This window comes from Ruegeria sp. CDSA193, assembly GCF_059611885.1.
Map to the genome: position 1 here is coordinate 61663 of NZ_JBXWPN010000012.1, position 24078 is coordinate 85740.

24 protein-coding genes are annotated in these 24078 nt (G+C 58.3%); 8 read left to right on the top strand and 16 right to left on the bottom strand.

Translation table 11 applies throughout. The features are described 5' to 3' along the window. Positions 1–43 precede the first annotated feature (43 nt). Positions 44–1114: an SMP-30/gluconolactonase/LRE family protein gene (locus AC2FLG_RS19335; RefSeq protein WP_496698037.1), complete on the bottom strand. Its 1071-nt coding sequence runs from the start codon at positions 1112–1114 to the stop codon at positions 44–46. A 93-nt stretch (positions 1115–1207) separates the two neighbouring features. On the opposite strand from AC2FLG_RS19335, the gene AC2FLG_RS19340 reads away from it, so the two are divergent. After that, positions 1208–2323 (top strand): pyridoxal phosphate-dependent aminotransferase, encoded by a 1116-nt coding sequence (locus AC2FLG_RS19340; protein ID WP_496707599.1) that lies wholly within the window; start codon positions 1208–1210, stop codon positions 2321–2323. A gap of 126 nt (positions 2324–2449) precedes the next feature. Here AC2FLG_RS19340 and AC2FLG_RS19345 read toward each other — a convergent pair whose 3' ends face one another. From AC2FLG_RS19345 to AC2FLG_RS19370, 6 genes are all read right to left on the bottom strand, one after another. Continuing rightward, positions 2450–3640, bottom strand: a complete 1191-nt coding sequence (locus AC2FLG_RS19345) for a pyridoxal-phosphate-dependent aminotransferase family protein (RefSeq protein ID WP_496703343.1) — start codon at positions 3638–3640, stop codon at positions 2450–2452. Positions 3641–3690: 50 nt separating this feature from the next. After that, positions 3691–4323, bottom strand: a complete 633-nt coding sequence (locus AC2FLG_RS19350; RefSeq protein WP_496707602.1) for a bifunctional 4-hydroxy-2-oxoglutarate aldolase/2-dehydro-3-deoxy-phosphogluconate aldolase — start codon at positions 4321–4323, stop codon at positions 3691–3693. A 5-nt stretch (positions 4324–4328) separates the two neighbouring features. Continuing rightward, positions 4329–6134, bottom strand: a complete 1806-nt coding sequence (edd, locus tag AC2FLG_RS19355) for a phosphogluconate dehydratase (RefSeq protein WP_496707604.1) — start codon at positions 6132–6134, stop codon at positions 4329–4331. Positions 6135–6136: 2 nt separating this feature from the next. Beyond that, the gene (gene zwf / locus AC2FLG_RS19360) at positions 6137–7582 is read right to left on the bottom strand and encodes a glucose-6-phosphate dehydrogenase (protein ID WP_142638040.1); all 1446 of its coding nucleotides are present in this window, start codon (positions 7580–7582) and stop codon (positions 6137–6139) included. A 138-nt stretch (positions 7583–7720) separates the two neighbouring features. Continuing rightward, positions 7721–9964 carry a phosphoenolpyruvate--protein phosphotransferase gene (ptsP, locus tag AC2FLG_RS19365; protein WP_142638037.1) on the bottom strand — a complete coding sequence of 748 codons (2244 nt, stop codon included), beginning with the start codon at positions 9962–9964 and terminating at the stop codon, positions 7721–7723. Between the two features lie 46 nt (positions 9965–10010). After that, complete coding sequence (locus AC2FLG_RS19370; protein WP_496703335.1) at positions 10011–11249, bottom strand: aspartate kinase; 1239 nt, start codon at positions 11247–11249, stop codon at positions 10011–10013. 164 nt (positions 11250–11413) lie between these two features. Here AC2FLG_RS19370 and AC2FLG_RS19375 point away from each other — a divergent pair, with 164 nt between their 5' ends. Continuing rightward, on the top strand, positions 11414–11770 hold the full coding sequence (locus AC2FLG_RS19375; RefSeq protein ID WP_142638033.1) for a hypothetical protein: 357 nt from the start codon (positions 11414–11416) through the stop codon (positions 11768–11770). Here AC2FLG_RS19375 and AC2FLG_RS19380 read toward each other — a convergent pair. The 5 genes from AC2FLG_RS19380 to AC2FLG_RS19400 all read right to left on the bottom strand — a co-directional run bounded on the left by AC2FLG_RS19380 (position 11764) and on the right by AC2FLG_RS19400 (position 14793). Further along, positions 11764–12402, bottom strand: coding sequence for an SDR family NAD(P)-dependent oxidoreductase (locus tag AC2FLG_RS19380; protein ID WP_281973265.1), 639 nt, complete (start codon positions 12400–12402; stop codon positions 11764–11766). The two genes, AC2FLG_RS19375 and AC2FLG_RS19380, sit on opposite strands and share 7 nt — an antisense overlap. A 3-nt stretch (positions 12403–12405) precedes the next feature. After that, on the bottom strand, positions 12406–12861 hold the full coding sequence (locus tag AC2FLG_RS19385) for a DUF1178 family protein (protein ID WP_271950473.1): 456 nt from the start codon (positions 12859–12861) through the stop codon (positions 12406–12408). A gap of 70 nt (positions 12862–12931) precedes the next feature. Continuing rightward, complete coding sequence (locus tag AC2FLG_RS19390; protein ID WP_496703331.1) at positions 12932–13390, bottom strand: NUDIX hydrolase; 459 nt, start codon at positions 13388–13390, stop codon at positions 12932–12934. Positions 13391–13486: 96 nt separating this feature from the next. After that, positions 13487–14245, bottom strand: a complete 759-nt coding sequence (locus AC2FLG_RS19395) for an EcsC family protein (protein WP_496703329.1) — start codon at positions 14243–14245, stop codon at positions 13487–13489. Positions 14246–14298: 53 nt separating this feature from the next. After that, entirely contained in the window at positions 14299–14793 is a 495-nt protein-coding gene (locus AC2FLG_RS19400; RefSeq protein WP_271950478.1) for a GNAT family N-acetyltransferase, read from the bottom strand. A 71-nt stretch (positions 14794–14864) separates the two neighbouring features. Here AC2FLG_RS19400 and AC2FLG_RS19405 point away from each other — a divergent pair, with 71 nt between their 5' ends. Together AC2FLG_RS19405 and AC2FLG_RS19410 are read left to right on the top strand one after the other, a co-directional pair. Next, positions 14865–15470, top strand: coding sequence for a flavin reductase family protein (locus AC2FLG_RS19405; RefSeq protein ID WP_496707607.1), 606 nt, complete (start codon positions 14865–14867; stop codon positions 15468–15470). After that, positions 15470–16108, top strand: coding sequence for a CatB-related O-acetyltransferase (locus AC2FLG_RS19410; protein WP_496707608.1), 639 nt, complete (start codon positions 15470–15472; stop codon positions 16106–16108). Before AC2FLG_RS19405 ends, AC2FLG_RS19410 begins: the two co-directional genes overlap by 1 nt. A gap of 31 nt (positions 16109–16139) precedes the next feature. On the opposite strand, the gene AC2FLG_RS19415 is transcribed toward AC2FLG_RS19410, so the two are convergent. After that, on the bottom strand, positions 16140–17774 hold the full coding sequence (locus tag AC2FLG_RS19415; RefSeq protein ID WP_142638018.1) for a SulP family inorganic anion transporter: 1635 nt from the start codon (positions 17772–17774) through the stop codon (positions 16140–16142). Between the two features lie 302 nt (positions 17775–18076). Between AC2FLG_RS19415 and AC2FLG_RS19420 the strand changes: the two genes are divergently transcribed. From AC2FLG_RS19420 to AC2FLG_RS19430, 3 genes are all read left to right on the top strand, one after another. Then, a complete protein-coding gene (locus tag AC2FLG_RS19420; protein WP_496707610.1) occupies positions 18077–18949 on the top strand; it encodes an S-methyl-5'-thioadenosine phosphorylase in 873 nt (290 codons plus the stop codon). Positions 18950–19049: 100 nt separating this feature from the next. Then, the gene (locus AC2FLG_RS19425) at positions 19050–20066 is read left to right on the top strand and encodes a DUF418 domain-containing protein (RefSeq protein ID WP_496707611.1); all 1017 of its coding nucleotides are present in this window, start codon (positions 19050–19052) and stop codon (positions 20064–20066) included. A 51-nt stretch (positions 20067–20117) separates the two neighbouring features. Then, complete coding sequence (locus tag AC2FLG_RS19430) at positions 20118–20747, top strand: LysE family translocator (protein WP_496707613.1); 630 nt, start codon at positions 20118–20120, stop codon at positions 20745–20747. 4 nt (positions 20748–20751) lie between these two features. Here AC2FLG_RS19430 and AC2FLG_RS19435 read toward each other — a convergent pair whose 3' ends face one another. Beyond that, a complete protein-coding gene (locus AC2FLG_RS19435) occupies positions 20752–20925 on the bottom strand; it encodes a hypothetical protein (protein ID WP_281995766.1) in 174 nt (57 codons plus the stop codon). A gap of 310 nt (positions 20926–21235) precedes the next feature. On the opposite strand from AC2FLG_RS19435, the gene AC2FLG_RS19440 reads away from it, so the two are divergent. Then, complete coding sequence (locus tag AC2FLG_RS19440; RefSeq protein ID WP_142638010.1) at positions 21236–21775, top strand: adenine phosphoribosyltransferase; 540 nt, start codon at positions 21236–21238, stop codon at positions 21773–21775. Positions 21776–21787: 12 nt separating this feature from the next. Here AC2FLG_RS19440 and AC2FLG_RS19445 read toward each other — a convergent pair whose 3' ends face one another. Together AC2FLG_RS19445 and AC2FLG_RS19450 are read right to left on the bottom strand one after the other, a co-directional pair. Then, entirely contained in the window at positions 21788–23203 is a 1416-nt protein-coding gene (locus tag AC2FLG_RS19445; RefSeq protein WP_496707615.1) for an FAD-binding oxidoreductase, read from the bottom strand. Positions 23204–23241: 38 nt separating this feature from the next. Continuing rightward, the gene (locus AC2FLG_RS19450; protein WP_496707617.1) at positions 23242–24060 is read right to left on the bottom strand and encodes an MBL fold metallo-hydrolase; all 819 of its coding nucleotides are present in this window, start codon (positions 24058–24060) and stop codon (positions 23242–23244) included. Positions 24061–24078 lie beyond the last annotated feature (18 nt).

Sequence of the window (24078 nt, forward strand, 5' to 3'; positions counted from 1 at the left end):
GCGTCGACCATGCCAGCAAGATGAGGACAGTGCCACCACGACGTCAGGGCAAATCAGCGACGGGCATCCGGCCATACCACGGCGAATCCAGCGTCATGACATAGAACAGGTCACCAACGACCTGACCCGCCGTGGTGATGCCCAGCCGCCCGCCGGGGTCCTGCAAGGTTTGCAGGATTGTGCCATCCCCGTCGAATTGGACGATCATGCCGCGATGAATCGGCGCCGGTCGCACCAAGGGACCCAGCCGCCAGATCACCTTGCGCAAAAAGGGATAGGGCATCAAAGCTTCACTCGGCACCCGTGGGCTGGCGAAGGCCATCCAATAAGTGCCGTCGCCCTGCGCCGTGAGGTTATCGGGGTATCCCGGCAGGTTTTCCATCAACACCTCGCGCTGCCCAGCACTCGGCCCAGTTAGCCAGAGCTTGTGCACCCGCGCACGACCAGTTTCGGCGATCAGCAGAAAATCCGTCTGCGGGGAAAGCGCTACACCATTGGTATAGACAAAGCCCTCGGCCACCTTTTTTGTTGTGCCATCAGGGGAATAGCGGGCCACGTATCCCGTATCCGACTGCTCCCAGATGGTCAGGACCGAGGTGGCTTTGGTACCGCCCATGGTTTCGGGATCGAACCGATCAGACGAGTTCGAGAAATAGACCGTACCGTCCGGAGCCACGTCCAACTGATTGGCATAGACCACCGGAGACCCGCCAATCTCGGACACAAGGGATACCAGCGTGCCGGGCCCGGTCCAGCGCATCAGTCCCCGGTAGCTATCTGCGATATATAGCGCGCCGTCCGGCCCAGCTTGCAGACCCAAAGGGCGCCCACCCAGGTCGTCGATCTTGACCGGGCTGTCGCCGTCGATCCGATAAAGCGCGCCGGACATGGATGTCGTGTAGATCGTGCCATCCGGCATGATCGCGATGTCTTCCGGGCCTTCCTCCCCATCCGGCAAAGAGACTAGTTCGAGGCTGTCCAAAGCGTTGTTCTCGGCAAACACGCCGGTAAAGCCCGGAGCTTCGGGCGGCTCCCAGGCCACTGGGTCCACGCCAACAGGCCAAAATATCAAATAGGCAAGCCCCACTAAAGCCAAACCAATCGCGATGCGCATGGACACTCCTTTGTTTTTGTTGATGCCAGACTGTGGGCACTGTGCAGGCAAAGCAAGGTTGCCTGTCGGATGACCTTGCGTTTATCTGTCTGCATGACCAATCCACGCTATACCCCGCTTGCCCAATCTCTTCCTGCTTCTGTGCCTTTTGTCGGCCCTGAAACACAGGAACGACAGCGCGGTGCACCATTTGTGGCCCGTCTGGGTGCGAATGAGAATGTCTTTGGCCCTTCGCCGCGCGCTATCGAGGCCATGCGGCAGGCAACTGGCGATATCTGGATGTATGGCGATCCGGAAAACCACAACCTGCGCCACGCCCTGGCTGAGTACCACTCCGTCTCACCCGAAAATATCGTGGTTGGCGAAGGCATTGATGGGTTGCTGGGCTATCTGGTGCGCTTGCTGGTTGGGCAAGGAGATACGGTTGTGACCTCGGACGGGGCCTACCCGACCTTCAACTATCACGTCGCCGGGTTTGGCGGGGTGATACACACGGTTCCCTATCGCGACGATCACGAAGACCCTCAAGCACTCTTTACCAAGGCCGCTGAGGTCGAGGCTAAGCTGGTCTATCTGGCTAATCCTGACAACCCTATGGGCAGCTGGCATTCGGGCACTGATATCGTGGCTGTATTGGATGCGCTGCCCGATGGCTGTCTGCTGGTTCTGGACGAGGCATATGTGGAATGCGCCCCCGACGGGACTGCAGCGCCGGTTGCCGCAGATGACCCGCGTGTGATCCGGATGCGCACGTTTTCCAAAGTGTACGGAATGGCCGGCGCGCGTGTCGGCTATGCCATTGGGGCGCCAGGCCTGATCTCGGCGTTCAACAAGGTGCGCAACCATTTCGGTATGAACAAGGCTGCACAAGCAGGCGCGTTGGCTGCGCTGCAGGATGAGGTTTGGCTGTTACAAATCCGTGCCCGCATCTCAGATGCGCGCGAGCGGATCAACGCGATTGCGTTGGAGAACGGGCTGCACCCTTTACCCTCAGCCACCAATTTCGTGGCCATCGATTGCGGTCAGGATGGGGTGTTTGCCAAGGCTGTTCTGGAGTCGCTGGTGGCGCAGGGGGTTTTCGTTCGGATGCCCTTTGCCGCGCCTCAGAACAGGTGCATTCGAGTGAGCTGCGGCGATGCCTCCAATCTAGGGGCTTTTGCCGCCTCTTTGCCAAAAGCGCTTGCTGACGCCCGGGCGCTGAACGTCTGAAGCTCTCGCTTATGGCCATCGGGACGGGGGGGCTGTCTGCCCCCATCGCGCCGTTTGCGCGATTCCCCCCGAAAGTATTTTGAGTCAGATGAAGATACAGATTAGCACTGAGATCGGGAGCTGATCTCAGGTCACAAGCGCGGTGGCGGCGGCTTCTAACGCACCCGTGCCGCGCGGAATATCAAGGGCGGCCATGGCAGTTTCCACGCCGCCAAGCATCGCCATGACCATCTGTGCATTGATGTGACCCATATGGCCCAGGCGAAAACAGGCGTCCCAATCTTCCATCCCGAGGCCTATTCCCAAAGTCAGGCCCAGCGATTGTTCGGTATAGGACCGCAATGGGGTTCCGAGCCCTCCACTCAGGCGCAGCGCGGTGACCGCATGACTTCGGTCGGCGCGGTCGGCTACATTCAACGACAGCGCACCGCCCTGTGCCCAGATTTCGCAGGCGGTCCAGATTGCCTGAGCGAGGCGTTGATGGCGCGCCCAGACATTTTCGATCCCTTCCGCGTGGATCAGGTCGAGCGCGGCCCGCAGCCCATAGAGATGATGGGTCGGTGCGGTACCATCGAAGTATTGGTAGAATAGCTCGGGATTGGCTCGTGGCTGCCAGTCCCAATACCGGGAAACACGCGGCATTGCGGCCCGTTTTGCCTGCGCCTTGTCGTTGAAAAATACAAACCCCACGCCCGGTGGGGTCATCAGCCCTTTTTGACAGGCGGTAACAGTCACATCGATACCCCAGGCATCCATCTCGAATTGCTCACATCCCAGCGAGGCGATGCAGTCCGCCATCACCAGCGCCGGGTGATCCAAATCATCCAGCAACGCGCGCAGCGCCGGGAGGTTGTTGCGAATTGAGCTCGAGGTATCCACGTGAACTGCAAGTATAGCCTTGATATCATGCGATGAATCAGCACGTAGCACCTCGGCAATGTGATCGAAATCCCAGACCGAGCTGGTTCCGAAATCAATCACATCCACCTTGGCGCCGATCCCTTCGGCCATTTCGGCCCATCCATGGGTAAACCGCCCCGATGCGGGGGCAAGCACTGTCTCACCTGGCGCGATGGTGTTCGACAGTGCCGCCTCCCACGTGCCATGGCCGTTGGCAATGTAGATGGCCACGTTATGGGCCGTGCGGGCAACGCGACGCAGATCGCGGATCAGATCGGGCATCATCTCGATCAATTCGCCGTCGTAGATATTAGGTGACGGTCGGTGCATCGCCTGCAGCACAGCGTCAGGCATGACCGAGGGGCCTGGAATAGCCAGATACTCGCGCCCACGCGCGAGGGAGATTGGATGTGTCATGGGATCAACCTGTTTGAATTGGCCCTACCCTAACGTGGCCAATTTCGGCGTCAATCCATCAGCTTGGCGGCATCCCGGGCAAGCGTTTCGATCCCGGACCAGTTGCCTTCTGCGACCATCTGTTTGGGTGCTACCCAGCTGCCGCCCGCACAGATCACGTTGGACAAAGACAGGTAATCTCGGGCATTTGAAGGCGATACACCGCCCGTTGGGCAGAAGGTGATTTGCGGCAAGGGCGCGCCGATAGCCTTGAGCGCAGGCGCCCCGCCCGAGGCTTCGGCCGGGAAGAATTTCAGCATGTCATAGCCTTTTTCCAGCAGGGCCATCGCCTCGCTGGCGGTTGCGGCGCCGGGCAGCAGGGGCAGGTCTTGGGCTTCGCATGCGGCAATCAAGGCGTCAGTGGCACCGGGCGAGACGCCAAACTGCGCGCCAGCCTCTTTCGCGGCGCGCACGTCATCAGGCGTGATCAATGTACCCGCCCCGACGACGCCACCGGGAACCTGCGCTATCGCCCGGATCGCATCGAGCGCTGCCGGTGTGCGCAAGGTGACTTCGAGCGCAGGAAGACCGCCCGCGACCAGAGCTTCGGCCAAAGGTCGTGCGCTGGCGGCGTCGTCAATTACAAGAACCGGGACAATCGGGGCAAGGGCACAGATTTCACGGGTGCGTTGTGTTTTGGACATAGGTCTTACACTCCGAAGATGCTGGCGCCGGTATCCGCGGTGCCGACAGCGTTGCGAAACGCGCCGAACAGATCGCGCCCGACACCATGTTGGTTGGCAGAAAGGTCAGCCGTGGCCGGAGTGCGATCTAGCACACTTGGGGTGAGGATTTCGAGCGCGCCGTTTATGGCATCCACGCGCAGAATGTCGCCATCCTGCAAATAGGCGATCGCACCGCCATCCAGAGCCTCGGGGCAAATATGAATGGCAGCGGGAACCTTGCCGGAGGCGCCGGACATACGGCCATCGGTCACCAGCGCCACCTTTTGCCCCCGGCCCTGAAGGATCGACAGCATCGGCGTCAATGAATGCAATTCGGGCATGCCATTCGCTTTGGGTCCCTGAAAGCGCACAACGACGATGACGTCATCCGTGAACTCTCCGGCTTTGAACGCCGCCTTGACCGCATCCTGAGTTTGGAACACCCGCACCGGGGCCTCGACCACTTGATGCTCGGGGGCAACCGCCGAAACCTTCATCACTCCGGTACCCAGATTGCCGCTGAGCCGCGAGAGACCTCCTGTAGGTTGGAACGGGTCTTTGGCGGGGCGCAATATCTTGTCATTCAGGCTTTGGCCTGCGCCGTCCTCCCAGGTCAGGTCGCCGTCTTTCAGCTTGGGTTCTTTGGTATAATTGTGCAGCCCCTGCCCCGCGACGGTCAGCGTGTCGGGGTGCAGCAACCCGTCTTCGAGCAGCGTGCCAATGCAATAGCCCAGCCCGCCCGCGGCGTGGAAATGGTTCACATCGGCCAGTCCGTTGGGATAGACTCGCGCGACCAGAGGCACCACGGCGGAGATTTCGGAAAAATCCTGCCAATCCAGCACGATACCGCCCGCGCGCGCCATCGCGATCAGGTGGATCAGCAGGTTTGTCGACCCGCCAGTGGCCATCAGACCAACGATGCCGTTCACAAAGGCACGTTCGTCAAGTATCTGGCAGACCGGCGCATAGTTGTTGCCCAGCGCACTGAGCGACAGAGCACGGCGCGCACCTTCTTCTGTCAGCGCATCGCGCAGCGGTGTGTTTGGATTGACAAAGCTGGATCCCGGAAGGTGCAGGCCCATGAACTCCATCAGCATCTGGTTGGTATTGGCGGTGCCATAAAAGGTGCAGGTGCCGGGGCCATGATAGGCGGCCATCTCGGCGGCCATGAGCTCGGCGCGGTTGATCTCTCCGGCGGCGAATTTCTGGCGGATCTTGGCCTTTTCGTCATTTGGCAAACCGCTGGTCATCGGGCCTGCGGGCAGAAATACAGCTGGCAGATGGCCGAACGCCTGCGCGCCGATCACAAGGCCGGGCACGATCTTGTCGCAGACCCCCAGAAACACGGCGGCGTCATAAGTGTTGTGGCTCAGCGCCACGCCTGTAGCCAATGCGATCACATCGCGCGAGAACAGCGACAGTTCCATCCCCGCCTCGCCCTGCGTGACGCCGTCACACATTGCCGGTACGCCACCTGCCACTTGCGCGGTTCCACCTGCGGTGCGGATCGCATCGCGGATCAGGCCGGGATAGCGCTCGAACGGCTGATGGGCTGACAGCATGTCGTTATAGGCGGTGACGATGCCCAGATTGCCCGCCGTACCAGTGGCCATCGATTGTTGGTCATCGCCTGCGCCGGCATAGGCGTGGGCCTGACCGCTGCAGGACAGATGCGCCCGCGCCGGGCCTTTGGACCGGGCCTGTTCCATCCGCTCAAGATGCGGGCCGCGCAAATCGGCGCTGCGCGCTATAATCCGTTGCGTGACGTCGGTGATAACTGAATTAACCATGTCTAACCTCCGATCTGACGCCAGCGGCGCCCGTCGCGATGCATCAGCATCAGAGCTTCTTCGGGCCCGGAACTGCCCTGATCATATTTCGATGGCCGGTCGCCCCGGTTTTCCCAACCTTGAATAATAGGGTCAACCCAAGCCCAGGCGGCTTCGGCCTCGTCGCCACGCATGAACAGGGTCTGGTCACCGCGGATCACATCCATCACCAGCCGTTCATAAGCGTCCTGAGCCCGCGCATCTGCGCCCAGCGCCTCGGCAAAACTCATATCCAGCGACACATCCGACAGCCGGAATCCGCCCGGACCGGGATCTTTGATGGTGGTGCGCAGGGTGATCCCTTCGTCCGGTTGCAGACGGATCACCAGCACATTTCCATGCAATGGCCCTACATTGGGGAAGATAGTGTGTGGAGGATCCTTGAAGTAGACGGCGATTTCCGACTCGCGCGCACGCAAACGTTTTCCGGTGCGCAGATAAAAAGGCACCCCAGCCCAACGCCAGTTACCCAAATGAACCTTTAGCGCAATATAGCTTTCTGTCCGGCTTGCAGGGTTGCCGACATGGTCCAGATACCCGTCACCGCCCTCGCCCGTGCGGTATTGACCGCGGGCGATATCCGCAGGCATCACCGGCTCAAGCGCCTCGATCACTTTGACCTTTTCATCGCGAACCGCGTTGGGAGAGAACTTGGACGGCGGCTCCATCGCTGTCAGGCACAGCAGCTGTACCAAGTGGTTCTGGATCATATCCCGCATTGCACCCGACTGATCGTAATAGGCCCCACGCCCCTCGACGCCGACGGTTTCAGCCACGGTGATCTGGACGTGGTCGACATGTGTTGCGTTCCACAACGGCTCGAACAGGGAATTGGCAAAGCGCAGGGCCATCAGGTTCTGCACGGTCTCTTTGCCCAAATAGTGGTCGATCCTATAGATCTGATGTTCTTCGAAACAGGCGCGCAGCCCTTCGTTCAGCGCCTTGGCCGAGGCCAGATCATGACCAAACGGCTTTTCCACAACGATACGACTGTCAGGCGTTGCAAGATCGTGATCGTTCAGCCGTTTCGCAATGCCCGAGAACAAGCTTGGGCCGACAGAAAGGTAAAACGCTCGCACAACGTCTGGGCGCAATGACTTGGCCAGATTGTCCCAGCCCGCATCACCCAAGGCATCAACCTGTACATATTCCACGCGTGACAGAAAGCGGTCCAGAACGTCTTTTTTGAATTCCGGCGCGAACTCTTTCATCGAGGCGCGTATCTGATCCCGAAACGCGTCGCTATCAATGGCGGATCGGGCAGACCCGATAATCCGGGCTTCGTCTGGCATCTGGCCGACTTCGAAACGATGACACAAACCCGGCAGGATTTTTCGCTGTGCCAGATCACCGGTCGCGCCAAACAGCACCAGATCGAACGGGTTAACGGGAATTACGCGTGAAACCATCGTCGGGCTCCTTCAATCCTCTGCTGAACCACAATAGCACTTAAAGCTGACAGCGCCGGTGAATTGGAAATGTTATCGCTAACATTCCCCATTTCCTTAGGCAAAGCGAGTAAAGAAAGCAAGGGTGGATTTGACGCACTACCCCTGGCTGCGTAACCATTCCATCACAGCTGGTCGCACGGATTGCTCTCCGCGATGACGAGCGTCCGATATGATCTTGCGCACTGCTTGCAGATCTGCCCGCAACAATACGCTTTTGACCGGCCCAATCGACGCCGGGCGCATCGACAACGTCCGGATTCCCATCGCGGCCAGACACAGCGCCTCGACCGGGCGTCCTGCGTCTTCACCGCAGAAGCTGAGTGGCGTATCCGAGATGTTGCAGCGTTCTACGATCCGTTCGATAAAAGTCAGGAAACTGACATTCAGCGAGTCATAGCGGCGGCGGACCAACTCGTTTTCACGGTCGGCAGCAAAGAAGAACTGTTTCAGATCATTGCCACCAATCGAAATGAAATCGACTTCGTCAAAAAACTTCTGCGGTGCAAAAGCGAGTGAGGGTGTTTCCAACATCGCTCCGACTTCAATACTTTCAGGCAGGGCATGGCCCAGACGTTTCTCGCGGTCGATGGTCTTATTCACTTCCCATCGCGCTTCGTAATACTCTTCCGCTTGTGCCACGAATGGGAACATGACCGTCAACGGACGACCATTGGCGGCCCGGATCAGAGCCTGCAGCTGCATCCGCATCACGCCGCGTTTATCCAGGCCAACCCGAATTGCGCGCCAGCCTAAGGCCGGGTTCGGCTCCTCGATATGTTTCATGTAGGGCAGAACTTTGTCGGACCCGATATCCAGCGTGCGAAATACCACGCGCTTTTTATCGGCCGCATCCAGAACCCGCTGATATTGCGTCACAAGCTCGGAACGCTTGGGCATCTTATTGCGGATCAGGAACTGGAGCTCGGTACGAAACAGGCCCACGCCTTCGGCACCGGAATTGTTCAGCGAAGGCAGGTCCGCCATCAGACCCGCGTTCATCACCAGATTGATCCGCTCTCCATCCCGCGTCACCGTTGGCGTTTCGCGGATCGAGGCATAGCGTTCCTGCGCCTTGGCCTGCATCGCGACCTTATCACGGAACGCGCTGACCACGGTATCTTCTGGTCTGAGCTGCACAGTGCCCTGATCGCCATCAACCAGGATATGGTCTCCGTTCAGGGCCTCGGTCGTAATGCGGCCGACATGGACCACCAGTGGTATGGCCAAAGCACGGGCAACAATGGTGGCATGGCTTCCGACCGAGCCCTCTTCGAGCACGATGCCTTTCAAGGACCGGCCATATTCCAGCAGGTCACCTGGACCGATATTCCGGGCAACCAGGATTGGGTCCGGTGGCAGGTCGGCACTGTTTGTCTGCCCTTGCCCGGTCAAAATGCGCAGCAGACGGTTGCTGAGATCGTCCAAATCCGCCAATCGCTCGCGCAGATAGGGGTCGGAGACTTGGCTCATGCGCGCGCGCGCCTGGGATTGTTCCTTTTCCACCGCAGCTTCGGCGCTAAGCCCAAGTGCAATGTCCTCCTCCATCCGGCGCATCCAGCCTTTGGAGTTGGCGAACATGCGATAGGCTTCCAGAACCTGTAGCTGTTCCTTGTCGCCGTTCTTGGATATCTCGAGCATCTTGTCGACACCGACGCGCAATTCTTCGACCGCCTCGGTCAGACGCTCCTGTTCGCGGTGCGGGTCATCGGCAATCGGGTTGGTAACAACAACGCGCGGTTCGTGCAGCCAGACATGGCCTTCGGCCGAGCCCTCTTGTGCTGGGCCGCCTGTAAACTGAACCGGTTGCTGGTGGCGTGGCGACAGGGCCGCGCCCTCGCCAACGAATGCTCCCAGTTCAGCCATTTCGGCCAGAACCATTGCAACCACTTCCAGCGCATAAACTTCATCCGCAGAATATTCGCGCGCGTTGCGGGACTGAACAACCAGAACGCCAAGCTTTTCACCCAGCCGCTGAATCGGCACACCCAGAAAAGACGAGAAACGCTCCTCGCCCGTTTCCGGCATATAGCGAAAGCCCTTGGCTGACGGCGCATCGGGCGTATTCACGATTTTGCCGGATTTCGCGACGCGCCCCACCAGTCCTTCGCCCATGCGCATACGGGTCTTATGAACGGCCTCGGGCGACAGGCCTTCGGTCGCACAAAGTTCCAGGGTTTCTTCGTCGCGGAACAGATAGATCGAGCAGACCTCGGCCCGGATACTGTCTGCGATCAGGTGAGTGATCCGGTCAAGACGTTCCTGACCGGCAGCTTCGCTCGCCATCTCTTCACGCAGCCGCCCCAGCAGCTTACGGGATTCTGTTTCAGTGCCGTCTGCCATAGCCCAACCAGTCTAAGGTTTCAGGCGTGACCCTTGGCTGAATTGCTCAGGCCGCCTTGTCCAATTCAAAGGCATCATGCAGTGCCTGAACCGCAAGTTCCATGTATTTCCTGTCCACCAAGACGGAAATTTTTATCTCAGAGGTTGTAATAACCTTGATGTTGATACCCTCATCCGAGAGTATCTTGAACATTTTGGCCGCAACACCCGATTGCGAACGCATTCCAATCCCGACCACAGAAACCTTGCAGACATCATTATCTGCGACCAGGTCGGCATAGTTCAGCTCTCCCCGGTCTTTCACAGCCAACAGCGCCTTTTCGGCGCGCGTCACCTGATCCGTGGGGCAGGAAAAGGTCATATCCGTGCGCCCTTCGTCCGAGATGTTCTGAACGATCATATCCACATTCACGCCCGCGTCACTAAGCGCCGTGAAGATGATCGAGGCGATACCGGGGCGGTCCGCCACGGAAACGACGGTCATCTTGGCCTCGTCACGAGAATAGGCCACACCGGCCACAACATTGGATTCCATGATATCCTCCTCGTCGCAGACCAGCGTACCGGCCTCGTCGGATTGTTCTTCAAAACTTGAGAGAACGCGCAATTTCACTTTATATCGCATCGCCAGCTCAACCGAGCGGGTTTGCAGCACCTTAGCCCCAAGCGAGGCCAGTTCCAGCATTTCTTCGAACGAGATTCGATCCAGCTTACGCGCTTTTTGGCAGATGCGCGGGTCGGTCGTGTAAACGCCGTCTACATCGGTATAGATGTCGCAGCGCTCGGCCCCGAATGCGGCAGCAAAGGCCACCGCAGTGGTATCCGACCCGCCACGGCCAAGTGTCGTGATACGGCCTTCAGGGCTGAGACCCTGGAAACCCGCGACAACGGCCACTTTCATACCCTCGCCGAATTTCTGGTTCAGGTTGTCGGTCGGGATATCCTCGATCCGCGCCTGGCTGTGGGCGCTGGTGGTCAGCAGCGGCACCTGCCAGCCCTGCCAACTGCGGGCTGGTATGTCCATCTCTTGCAATGTCAGCGCCATAAGGCCGGCGGTGACGTTTTCCCCCGAAGACACCACGGCGTCATATTCGCGCGCATCAAACAGTGGCGAGGTTTCGTTGACCCAGCCCACCAGCTCGTTGGTCTTGCCCGACATGGCCGAGACGATGACGATCACGTCATAACCCTTGGCCACCTCAACGCCGATGCGCTTTGCAGCACGGCGGATACGGTCCAGATTTGCGACGGATGTGCCGCCGAATTTCATCACGAGTACGGGCATGGGGGCTGATGTCTCCGCGCCTTGGAATTCAGATCCCGTGCGTCTTATGCGAGGGGGGCCGCAAGAGCAAGAGTGCAATACCGCATCAGTCAGGGCCTAGCATCGCTTTACAACCGTGTATGACGGTGTAAGCCTGACGCATCAAATTCACTACGAGGTATTCAATGCACCGTCTTGCCCTTGTCCTTGCCCTATTTTCCACACCTGCGGCGGCGCAAGTCGCCTCGCTGACCGGCACCGACGGTCAAAACGCCTTGGGGAAGGTGCCCTGTGCGACCAGCCCAGGCGAGGCGATGCGCACTTGCAACGCCGAAATGCGGCGCCGTGACGACGGCAGCTCTACGCTTGCGGTTGCGATGGGAAATGGCGAAGTCCGCAACATCTATTTCACCGATGGCATCCCGGATTCAACAAATTCGGCAGCTAAGATCACCTATGAAAACCGAGGCGATGTTATGGTGATTTTCGTTGATCCCGGTGAGGTATATGAGATCCCTAAAGTCGCTCTTGCCCGTCAGTAAGGGTGCGACTGGCCTTCATAGGTTTCAAAGCACCCGGTACTTTCAAGTGACAGAGTATCGAAACGGTTGATCAGGCCCTGAACAGCCTTATCAACCGTGATATCAGCCCCGGTCCCACCCATATCCGTCTGAACCCAGCCGGGGTGGTAAATGCCTACTGAAATGCCGTCGCCGCGCAGGTCCACAGCCAGATTGCGCCCCAGATTCAGAACAGCAGCCTTGGACGAGCGGTAGATATAGCTGCCACCAGGTGCCCGCGTGTGCGAGGCCATCTGCGAGGATAAAATCGCAATCTTGCCCTGTGCCGCGCGCAGATTGGGCAACAAGGCCTGAACTGTCAGAAAGACCCCCGTCACATTGGCAGCGAAACTCTGCGCCCACATTTCGGCGGGGTAGCCATCGATGGTTTGGGATTTATCCAGATATACACCGGCATTGCAGACCAGCAGATCAACAGGGCGCATTGCCAGTTTTTCCGCCATCGCTTTATGTTGTTTCGGGTCTGTTACATCCAGCGCCACCTCCGCGCTGCCATCCCGAGCCGTGCCCGTTACGTCGCATCCTTGCGCACGATACCTGTCCGCCAGAACCTTTCCGATCCCCCGCCCAGCACCGGTGATAACAACATGCATCGGCTAGTTCGTCTTGCGCGAAGGTACGAAAGGCAGCGGCGCAACAGGTACGCCGTCATCGATCAATGCCCTGGCTTCTTCTGGCTTGGCCTCGCCATAGATCGCACGTTCCGGCGCGTCGCCCAAATGAATCTTACGGGCCTCTTTGGCAAAATCCTTGCCAACGTAATCCGAGTTGTCCTCGACTTTGCGCCGCAGCTCGGAAAGGGCTTTCTCGACATCAACGCTTGGCGTTGCCATGTTGACGACCTCATCCCGAGATGCCGGGACCGTGGTACGAGATTCGACCGTACGTCCGGGGCGGACACGCGGGGTCATGATTGCTTTTTCAACTTGCGGATCACCGCACACAGCGCATGTCACCATGCCCGCGGCGGCAAGTTTGTCGTAAGCGGCGGCTGATTGAAACCAACTGTCAAAGCTGTGACCGCTATTACATTTCAACGCATATTGAATCATGTTCTGTCCAAATGTCGGATGCCAAATAGATACCAACCACTATTGCAATGGCAAGCCCCTGAGGGGGACATCAGTGATACAAATGCTCTACATTGCGTAACAATGATGCAAGATCGGGCGAATTAACCCGAGAGGCGGCATGTCCCAGCGAAAACCACCTGCGCTTGCGCTCTTGCCATTCAGGGTATCGCGCGGCCAGGGATTTGACCACCAGCGGATAGACATCGACCAGATAAACCGCTGATCCTTTCTTGTGCCGCCGCTTGTAGTGCAGGAACTGCCCAAAGGCATTTGGGGTACATGTACCGGTCACACCAGCCTCTTCCCAGGCCTCTTGACTGGCCGCACCGGAGGGCGAAAGGCCATCAATCAAATTCCCCTTGGGTATGATCCAGCGACCGGAACCACGCGTCGTAATAAGCAACACCTCTGGCGTGCCGCTTTGGACACGATAGCACAGAGCCGCCGATTGCCGTACGACTCGTACAGTGCCCGCTTGATGCAGGTTGAGTTGCCTTTGCTCGATCACGTCCTGCTGCCTCTTCAGGGAACGTTGTATATGCCCGCCCGATGCGCTTTTGCGCTTATTTAGCGGGCCCGCATCTGAAGAATGCCATATGAAGTGTTATTTTTCAATCCCTTGCATCCGCGCCTCAAGTTTGCGGACCAGAACCTCATGCGGGATATCGGCATCTACCGACAGCCGCCTGAGGCCAAAGTGGACGCGGGCAATCTGTTGGTAATAGCGGGTATAGACGTAATTCGTCCCGCCACCGGCAATGGCGCCCAACACAGGCACGGATTGCGCAGCCAGTTTTTGCCCCAAAACCACCGCCAGTTTCGGGGCAACGGCAGATATCAGCTTTTGCAAAGCTGGGCCTGTCAGGGTCAGACGCGCCGAAAAGAAACCCAGATCCGCGCCGTCATCGAAAGACATCGGACCAGCGGCTGACAATACCCGGACACAGTCGAATTTGACACCAACCTCTGAAGGGTCAAACCCTTCGCGCGCCGCAGCGCCCTGAATTGAACGCAGCAGCATGGTCGTGGTTGCCGGTAACTCCATCAATGCGGTCGGAACGCCACCGATACCGCCTGCAGCTCCCATGGCTGTCGTCAGGGCCGTATTGACCCATGGCAACTGATCGGGCACCGCCCTACGCGACCCTTCAGCCGCGTTCATCGCAATCCAAAGCGCCTTTTCTGTCGCCCCGGTTAGGGCTTCGCGCACAGATGGCGGCAGCTGTTCAAGCAATGACTCTGCCGAGCCACCGACACTGTTCAACAACTTGACGCCCGGCCCTCCGGCGGATTGGTAATATCCGGCCAAACGGTCCAGTTCCGCTTCGGCATTGAGTTTTCCGACAAGAACCAAGTCCTGCATAAGTACCCTCCTGCCCCTAGAACATCGGCACTTACCGCAGCGGTTTCAATAGCTCAGCGGCTCCAGCGAGTTACCAGACCAGTTATTCCGTCCCATCCGCCGGGTATCAGGTCTACGCCCAGAACCCGATCCGGGTTGGTTGGCGGGGGCATCTCGACCCCGGTCAGACGGGTGAATCCAAACCGAGCATAATAGGGTGCATCCCCGACCAACATGACCCTGTCCCAACCCTTGGTTCGCCCGGCCCGCAATCCTTCGTGGATCAAAAATCCACCCAGTCCTTCACCTTGATGGGTCGGGTGGACGGCCACAGGGCCCAAAAGCAGCGCGTCCTGATCGCCAACATGCACGGGCCAGAATCTTATTGCACCGGCCAGGATATCCTGCCCGTCCCGCACCACTTGTGACAAGCCTGACATTGGCGGAACATCATCGCGCAGGCGATACGAAGACAGCGCTTCGCGCCCGGGCGCAAAGCACAAATCGTACAAAGCCTCGACTTCCCACCAATCGTCCGGCTCCTCCGGCCTGATCACGAATTGCTGCACCCTGCCCTCTTTTCCTAGCTGGAATTCGCCCTAGCACTTCGTTACGCCTTGGGCAAACGCTTGGAGACCTTATGTTCTATCGCCCAGAAGACGGCCACGGCCTGCCACACAATCCGTTCAACGCCATTATCACCCCGCGCCCGATCGGCTGGATATCAACCCGTGGCGCGGATGGGACCAACAACCTCGCGCCCTATTCGTTCTTTAATGGTGTGGCCTACACACCCCCGCAGGTCATGTTTGCCTCGACCGGAACCAAGGCCGATCAGGACGGTGGAAAGGACAGCATCGCCAATATCGAGGCAACAGGCGTATTCTGCGTGAACGTTGTCGCCCACGCCCACCGCGACGCAATGAACGCCAGTTCAGCCGCGCTACCCAAACATGTCGACGAGTTCAAACACGCCGGCCTTACCGCAATCGAATGCGAGACCATTCCCTGCGCCCGTGTCGAAGGTGCCCCAGCCGCATTGGAATGCAAGCTCACGGAGATCGTGACCCTGCCCGGACAGGCGAACCGGGTTGTGTTCGGCGAAGTGACAGGAGTGCATCTGCACGACGACCATATGCGGGATGGCAAATTCGATGTGACGTCTTTCAAACCACTGGCACGGCTTGGCTACCGGGATTATTCGGTCGCGTCCGAGCTGTTCAGCCTTTCAAGACCGGATGACTAATGCCTTTACCTGACGCATCGCGCCGATACCCAATCACATTGCCTAACGGCTCGGACCACCCGGGAACGGTCTTCCTATCTCAGGCTATCGACCACCCCAGAATAGAAGCCGGTGAATACAGCTATGCGTCGGATTTCGACGCACCAGAGGATTGGGCGCAACGCCTTGCCCCTTATCTATTCCCGTTTTCCCGCGAAAAACTTGTCTTGGGTAGATTCTGTCAAATCGCCCACGGCGTCCGGTTCATCACTTCATCGGCCAATCACGCCATGAGCGGGGCGACATGCTATCCTTTTCCCGTTTTCGACCCCGAAAAGCTGTTGGAATATCAACCTGACAGGCGCGATACCGTGATCGGAAATGACGTTTGGATCGCATACGGTGCCTTGATCATGCCTGGCGCTAAAATCGGAGATGGCGCCATTATCGGTGCAGGATCCGTCGTGCGCGGAACAGTACCGCCTTATGCAATCGTGACAGGCAATCCTGCAGAAGTACGACGGTATCGGTTTGAGGCCGGTACAATCGACCGGCTGCTTGCTTTGAAGTGGTGGGATTGGCCAACTGATCTGATTACCGAAGCCGAAAGTGCTCTGCTGTCCGGAAACGTCGATATGCTGGAGCGTTTAGCCCCCTAAAAAAGGCGGCCCATTTGGCCGCCTTTCACAATCAGTGCCCACCCAGAATGCCGGTGCGAACAGAATAATCGACCGCCAGCGCGTAATCGGGGTCATCGTCGCTGTCGACCATCAAATGGCCTGCCTTGTTCAGCAGTTTGTGACAGTCACGACTGAGGTGACGGAGCATGACGCGCTTTCCTGCGGCTTCATATTTCGAAGCGATGTTCTCGATGGCCTGCAATGCCGACTGATCCACCACACGGCTTTCGGCAAAATCGACAATCACGGTTTCCGGGTCGTTTGAAACGTCGAATATCTCAACAAATCCCTCGGACGAACCAAAGAACAGCGGCCCTTGAATCTCGTAGACCTTTGCGCCTTTTTCCGTCAGTGAATCGCGGGTAATTGCATGGATACGCTTGGCGTTATTCCAAGCATAAGCCAGGGCCGAGACGATCACACCAACAACAACCGCTACCGCCAGGTCCTCCATCACGGTCACGACAGTCACCAGCACGATGACAAACGCGTCCATCAAGGGCACTTTGCGCATGATCTTGAACGAGTTCCAGGCGAAGGTCCCGATCACCACCATGAACATGACCCCGACCAAAGCGGCCAATGGAATCTGCTCAATCAGCGGGGAGGCGAACAGGATGAATACCAACAGGAACAGCGCCGCTGCGATACCGGCAATGCGCGTGCGCCCACCTGATTTCACGTTGATCATGGACTGACCTATCATGGCACAGCCGCCCATGCCTCCGAAAAAGCCAGTGGCCACATTGGCAAACCCTTGGGCGATACATTCTTGCGAGGCACCACCACGTTTGCCGGTGATTTCGCCAACAAGGTTCAGCGTCAGAAGCGACTCGATCAGGCCGATCGCTGCCAATATGACGGCGTATGGCAGGATGATCTCAAACGTCTCCCAGTTCAGCGGCACCATCGGGATGTGGAACGGCGGCAAGCCACCTTCGATCGAGGCAAGATCGCCCACCCGTGGGACGTCCAGTCCAAAACCAATCACCAATGCTGCGACGACCATGATCCCTGCCAAAGGCGCCGGGACAATGCGTGTAATGCGCGGCACGATAAGGATCACCGCCATAGTCAGGCCGACCAGACCCAACATAGTAAAAAGCTGAATACCGGAAAGCCATTCGCCACCGCTCATGCCATGGCCCGTGTTTTCCATGCTGCCGGGAACTTTGAACTGGCCCATCTGGGCCAGAAAAATCACGATGGCCAATCCGTTCACAAACCCCAGCATCACTGGATGTGGTACCAGCCTGATAAAACGCCCCCAGTGCATCGCCCCTGCGATCAGCTGCAGTATTCCCATCAAAACCACTGTAGCGAAGAGGTATTCGACCCCATGTTCTGCCACCAAGGCAACCATCACCACGGCCAGCGCCCCGGTTGCGCCCGAAATCATACCCGGACGGCCACCAATCAGTGCAGTGATCAGCCCCACCATGAACGCAGCATACAAACCAACCAGAGGATGCACGCCCGCGACAAACGCAAAGGCCACCGCCTCAGGGACCAAAGCAAGTGCAACCGTCAGGCCGGACAGCAGCTCGATCCGAAGGCGCGAGACGGTCAGGCCCTCATCCGGAACCCAACGAAGATCAGGTTTGGCGATACGATTGGCAAAGCTTGCCAGCATAGCTCGGGGCATAGGGCGTCCTGTTGGTTTATGGGTTCGCGCGAAAAAGGGACTTCTATCTGTGAACCGGTTTTTGAGCCACCGCATCAGGCGGGAGGCTGATATGCGCAGCACGCATAGCACATATCTCGCGAATAGGTGAATTGATGTCGGTTCGTTGCCGTCACACCTTGGCTTGATGCTCTGCCTGGCTCGGATAGCAACGACCCGAACCCCTGCGAAAAAAGTGATAGAACCACCGGGCGATCACCCTTGTCAAACCATGCAGCGCAGCGCACAAATCGCTGAACAGGCACCAAAATTGGAGAAAACCAGTGACCCAGACCAAGATTGCCGTCATCGGCGGATCAGGCATTTACGACATCGACGGATTGGAGAATGCGCAATGGGTCTCGGTTGAAACGCCTTGGGGTAAGCCTTCGGACCAAATACTGACCGGCGCGCTGAACGGCATCGAGATGGCGTTCCTGCCTCGCCACGGGCGTGGCCACATTCATTCGCCGACGGACGTGCCCTATCGCGCCAACATCGACGCGCTGAAACGTCTGGGGGTTACGGATGTGATCTCGATCTCGGCCTGCGGATCGTTCCGCGAGCATATGGCGCCCGGAGATTTTGTTGTCGTCGACCAGTTCATCGATCGCACCTTTGCGCGGGACAAGAGCTTTTTTGGCTCTGGCTGCGTGGCCCATGTCAGCGTTGCACACCCAACCTGCCCGCGTTTGTCAGATGCTTGTGAGACTGCTGGCAAGGCCGCCGGCATCACCATTCATCGCGACGGCACCTATCTGGCGATGGAGGGGCCGCAATTCTCGACACTGGCGGAATCCAAAATGTACCGCGAGCATTGGGGCTGCGATGTGATCGGAATGACTAACATGCCCGAGGCTAAACTCGCCCGAGAGGCCGAGCTTTGTTATGCCTCGATCGCCATGGTCACCGATTACGACAGTTGGCACCCGGACCATGGCGAGGTCGACGTGACCGCCATTATCGCCACCCTGACCGGGAACGCCGAAAAAGGCCGGGCGCTGGTCAAGGGCTTGCCAGAGTTGCTGGGGGCAGAGCGCCTGCCCTGCCCGCACGGGTGTGACCGGGCGCTGGAATACGCGATCCTTACCGCGCCAGAAAAACGTGATCCGGCGCTGCTGGCGAAACTGGACGCAGTCGCGGGGCGGGTGCTCTAGCGATTGGTATCAGCGCCTATTCCGGTCGGCCGCATCAGTACTTAACCGAAAGGCAGCCTTTTAAGTTCGGTACGGGCGGCAGGGAACGAAGAGGATAGGAATGAAACGGCTCGAGGCCCTGGACGCCGCACGCTTTCTGGCATTTTGCGGCATGGTGCTGGTGAACTTTCGCATCGCGGCGCAGGTCAAACCGACAGATGACTGGGCATCGGCGCTTGTCGATGCACTGGAAGGTCGTGCTGCTGCATTGTTTGTCATTCTGGCCGGGATCGGTATTGGCCTGTCCAGCCCTTCTGCTGGAATTCTGTCACGACGGGCTGCATTTCTGTTCGTACTTGGCCTGATCAATATGACCATGTTTGAGGCCGATATCCTGCATTTCTATGCATTGTATTTTGTTGTCGGCGCGGCGTTTCTGTCCTCGTCCATCTTTGGTTTGTGGCTTGGCGCATGCAGTGTCGTTGTCCTGGCTGTTCTCGCCAATCTTATCTTTGACTATGATCAGGGATGGGACTGGGTTTCCCTGACCCATACCGACCTGTGGTCGATACCGGGCTTTGTACGAAACTTGCTGTTCAATGGTTGGCACCCCGTTCTACCTTGGGCAGCGTTCTTGCTGATCGGTATGGCGATTGGGCGATCGCAACTACAGACGGTCTGTGTTCAGCACCGGTTGATCATGTGGGGATTTGGCGCAGCCGTTCTGGCCCTGTTTCCGCAAAAGCTGACAACCGATCCTGACCTGGCCGCCTATCTGGGCACTCAATCCATCCCTCCGGGGCCGTTTTACATTTTGGCCGGGGCTGGAACCGCCTGTGTGGTGATCGGCCTGTTGCTAAAGCTCTGGCCGCGGATTCAAGGGCTGGGCGCCGCGATGGCGCTGACTGCGCCTGGGCGGCAAAGCCTGACGCTGTATATCGCACATATCGTGATTGGGATGGGCATTCTGGACGAGGCCGACCTGCTGGACGGATCGCTCAGCGCGCCACAGATCGTTGGCTACGCCTTGGGTTTCTGCGTGCTGTCCTCAGGATTTGCTCTGCTATGGTTCCTGCGCTTCAGACGCGGACCACTTGAGGCGTTGATGCACCGTGTGACGCGCCCATCGGGGGCTTGACGTTTGCCCGTCACCAAAGCTTGATACCCGCGTATCATAATCGGAGATCACATGCCCTTTGACCTCTGGCTGGCCTTTGTGGCCGCATCCACCGCTTTGCTGCTGATCCCCGGCCCCACTGTGCTGCTGGTGCTCAGCTATGCGCTGTCCAAAGGCCGCAGCGTTGCCGTAGCCTCGGCCACCGGGGTGGCGGTTGGCGATTTGGTGGCCATGACGGCCTCATTGCTGGGATTGGGGGCATTGGTTCTGGCCTCAGCTACGTTGTTTTCTGTCCTAAAGTGGGTCGGCGCGGCCTATCTGGTGTGGCTGGGTATCAAGTTACTCCGCAGCGCCCCATCGGCGGGGCTGCAAGCGGTTGAACCCGGCGCAGATATCTCTGCGCGAGGCGTCTTTGGTCACGCGGCCGCTGTAACCGCCCTGAACCCCAAATCGATTGCGTTCTTTATCGCCTTCGTGCCGCAATTCCTGCGCCCTACCGAACCTTTGGGCCCTCAATTCGCGATCCTGATAGGCACCTTCGTCGGGCTGGCCTGGTTGAACGCATTGGCCTATGCCCTTTTGGCAGATCGGCTGCGCCATATGATCGGCCACGCAAGTACCATTCGCGCATTGACGCGTTTCGGGGGGCTGACCCTGATCGGTATGGGGATCGCCACATCAATCCTGCGTCGCCCGGCCTGAGGGCCTATTCTGCGGTGTGATCATTCATAAATCCGCGAATAAACCGCCTGATTTCTCGCGCCGCCGACGTGTCGAGTTCCCTGCACAGCTCTACAAAAGCATCGCGCTCGCCACGATCCAGCCGCAGAACCAGCTGGCTGTCCTTTTTGGCTGAAACCTTACGATCTGTCCCGGACATGCACTTTGTCTCCAAAAGACTTCAGAAGGAATGAAACGTATATACTAAGTATATAGAAAACATATGATGGCAGCTAACAACCTTGCGGAATCTTTGCAAGTAGCCAGTGTTCAATTCAGGTAATTCTTTTTCGGAACCAACGCATTGGCTAAAAAAGACGACGTCTTGGGAAACCTATCTGGTTTTTTCGGTGAGATAGGCAATCGCACGTTCTAGGAAGATTGCAAGCCAGCCATTCATTCTGTTCTTGCATGACCGTCCCCGATGGGCCAAACAACCCAGCGTGTTTTGACGCCAGAAGGGGATGGTCATGTCAAGAAACAAGTCGGTCAAGGATTACATCCGAACCATCGTCGATTTTCCGCACGAAGGGATCATGTTTCGGGATGTCACCACCTTGTTTGCAGACCCGCGCGGGTTTCGTATGGCGATTGATCAGATGTTGCACCCCTATGCCGGCGAACAGATCGACAAGGTCGTGGGGCTTGAGGCGCGCGGTTTCATATTGGGCGGCGCCATCGCTCATCAGCTGAGCGTCGGTTTCGTCCCCATCCGCAAAAAGGGCAAGCTGCCCGGTACAACAATCAGCCAGGATTACACGCTGGAATACGGCGAGGCTATCGTCGAGATTCACGATGATGCCATCCAACCAGGTGAGAAAATTCTCGTCGTGGATGACCTGCTGGCCACCGGAGGCACCGCCGCCGCCGGGATCAAACTGATCGAACGGCTGGGCGGCGAGATCGTGTCATGTTCCTTCATCATTGACCTGCCAGAATTGGGCGGACGCAAGGTTCTGGAAGAGATGGGCATGGATGTTCATGTCCTGTGCGAATTCGAAGGACTCTGACGGATCCCGCACTTACAATCGCAGGACCGCGCCGGGATTCATGATCCCTTTGGGGTCCAGCGCCGCCTTGATCGCCTGCATCGCACTCAGTTTGGCCGGATCGCCATATCGTTCCAGATCTTCGGTCTTCAATCGCCCGATACCGTGCTCTGCGCTGACGGATCCCTGAAACTCATGCACAAGGTCATGAACGGCCCTTTTTACCTTCGCGCTTTCGGCGTCATACTCTGACCGGGAATGCCCGTTTGGCGGAAACACATTGTAATGTAGGTTTCCGTCGCCTAGATGCCCGAAGCAGTTCACCCGATACGGACCAAGCGCGGCCACAACATCTGCACCACGCTGGATAAATTCTGGGATGGCCGAGATCGGCACCGAGATATCGTGGCTTGAGACCGACCCGATCAGCCGGTTTGCATCCGGAATACGCTCGCGCACGGCCCACATGTCCTGCCGCTGCGCCTCACTTTGGGCAATCACCGCATCGGTGACCAGCCCACGTACCTCAGCGGCCTCGTACAGCACCTCAAACGCGGTTTCAGGTGATTGGCCCATCGACAAGCCAATCTCGATCAGTACAGACCATTCGGGCGGCTCGGCAAAGGCCTGCCGCGTGTCTGGCAGAACCTCACTCAGGAACAAAAGCCCCTGTTGGTGAATCAGTTCAAATGCGCTGACGCTGTCCCCCATGAGGTCCCGCGCCAGCGCCAGCAAATCAACCGCCGCTTCGGCAGAGGTGACCTGAACCATGGCCGTTCCAACCGCCTCAGGGCAGGGAAACAGCTTGAGTGCCGCCGCAGTGATGATCCCTAGCGTCCCTTCGGCTCCGATCAAAAGATTGCGCAGATCATACCCGGTATTGTCCTTTCGCAACCGGCTGAGCCCATGCCAGATTTCGCCGCTTGGTAGAACCGCCTCTAGGCCCAGACACAGGTCACGGGCGTTTCCATAGCGCAACACGTTAACCCCCCCTGCATTTGTCGACAGGTTCCCTCCGATCCTACATGACCCCTGTGAGGCAAGGGAAAGTGGAAATAACCGGTTCGCGCCTTCGGCAGCCGCCTGCACATCTGCAAGGATCACACCACCTTCTGTAATCATCACATTCTCTGTCGGATAGACAGCCCGGATCGCTGTCATCCGCTCTAGCGAGATTAGCAAAGGCGCAGGCCCGTCCGACGTCACCTGACCGCCAACAACACCGGTGCCGCCCCCATATGGCACCACCGGGACCGACGCCTCGGCAGCCAATCGGATCAGAACCGCCACCTCCTCGGCCGTTCTGGGCACCGCAAGCACCCCCGCCTGCCCGGAAATCCGACGGCGCGGCTCCTCGAGATATCGCGCGGTGACCGGTCGCAGCACTTCATCCGGCAAGGCGGCGCGAATTGATTGGGCGAATTGATCGTCTGCGGGATTCAGGGTCATGCCCATTCCTTGCCCAAGGCAACGGGTCCCGACAAGCCCTATTCCAACTCGATCAGGTATTGCGGCTCTAACACAACCACCGTTGGCCGGTCCGGAAGTGAGCGCAGGGATACGGTGATTTCCGACACGCCATCGCGTTCAACAGGGAAATCCCCCCTGATATCCGCCAGAAACCGATCCAGCGAATAGTCCGAAAACCAATGCATCGGAATGATGACCGAACTCTTCAACCGTTTCAGAACTGTAATCATTTCGGGCAGCGGCATGGTCGTCCCGCCATCAACGGCGGCCATGACAACATCTAACCGCCCAAGGGCCGCAAATTGCGCGTCCGATGGGACGTGGTGCAGATGACCCAGATGCCCGATACACAAGCCCGCCACCTCAAACACAAAGATCGAATTGCCACGTTCTTCGACCCCGCCATAAACAGAACGGATATCGGTCGAGACATTGCGCACCAGCATCTCGTCCAGATCCAGATGATGTTCGATCCCCTCCCCGAACACGCCCCACCCCTCCAGCACATGCGGAATGGCGGGATCGGGGTATTCGGTCCAATGGGTGCCATGGGCGTGGTTCATCGTCACCACATCGGGAATCAGACTGGCCCCGCCGATAAAGCCGGTGAAATCCGTCACGGCGTTCAACCCGCCCTGCGTCTGGATCAGGAAAGACGCATGCGCGATATAGTTGATCCGAACCGAATGCTCCGGCACCGGATCCTGCCAAGCCGCTTTATGTAGGTATTCGATCCCAGGTGTCGCATCCGCAATAGCGATGCAATGGCTTGGCCGCCGCTCCTGCGCGACAGCCCCGCCCGAGATCACCATCAATGCAAAAACCACCCAGCGCATGACGTGATTGTAGCGCAG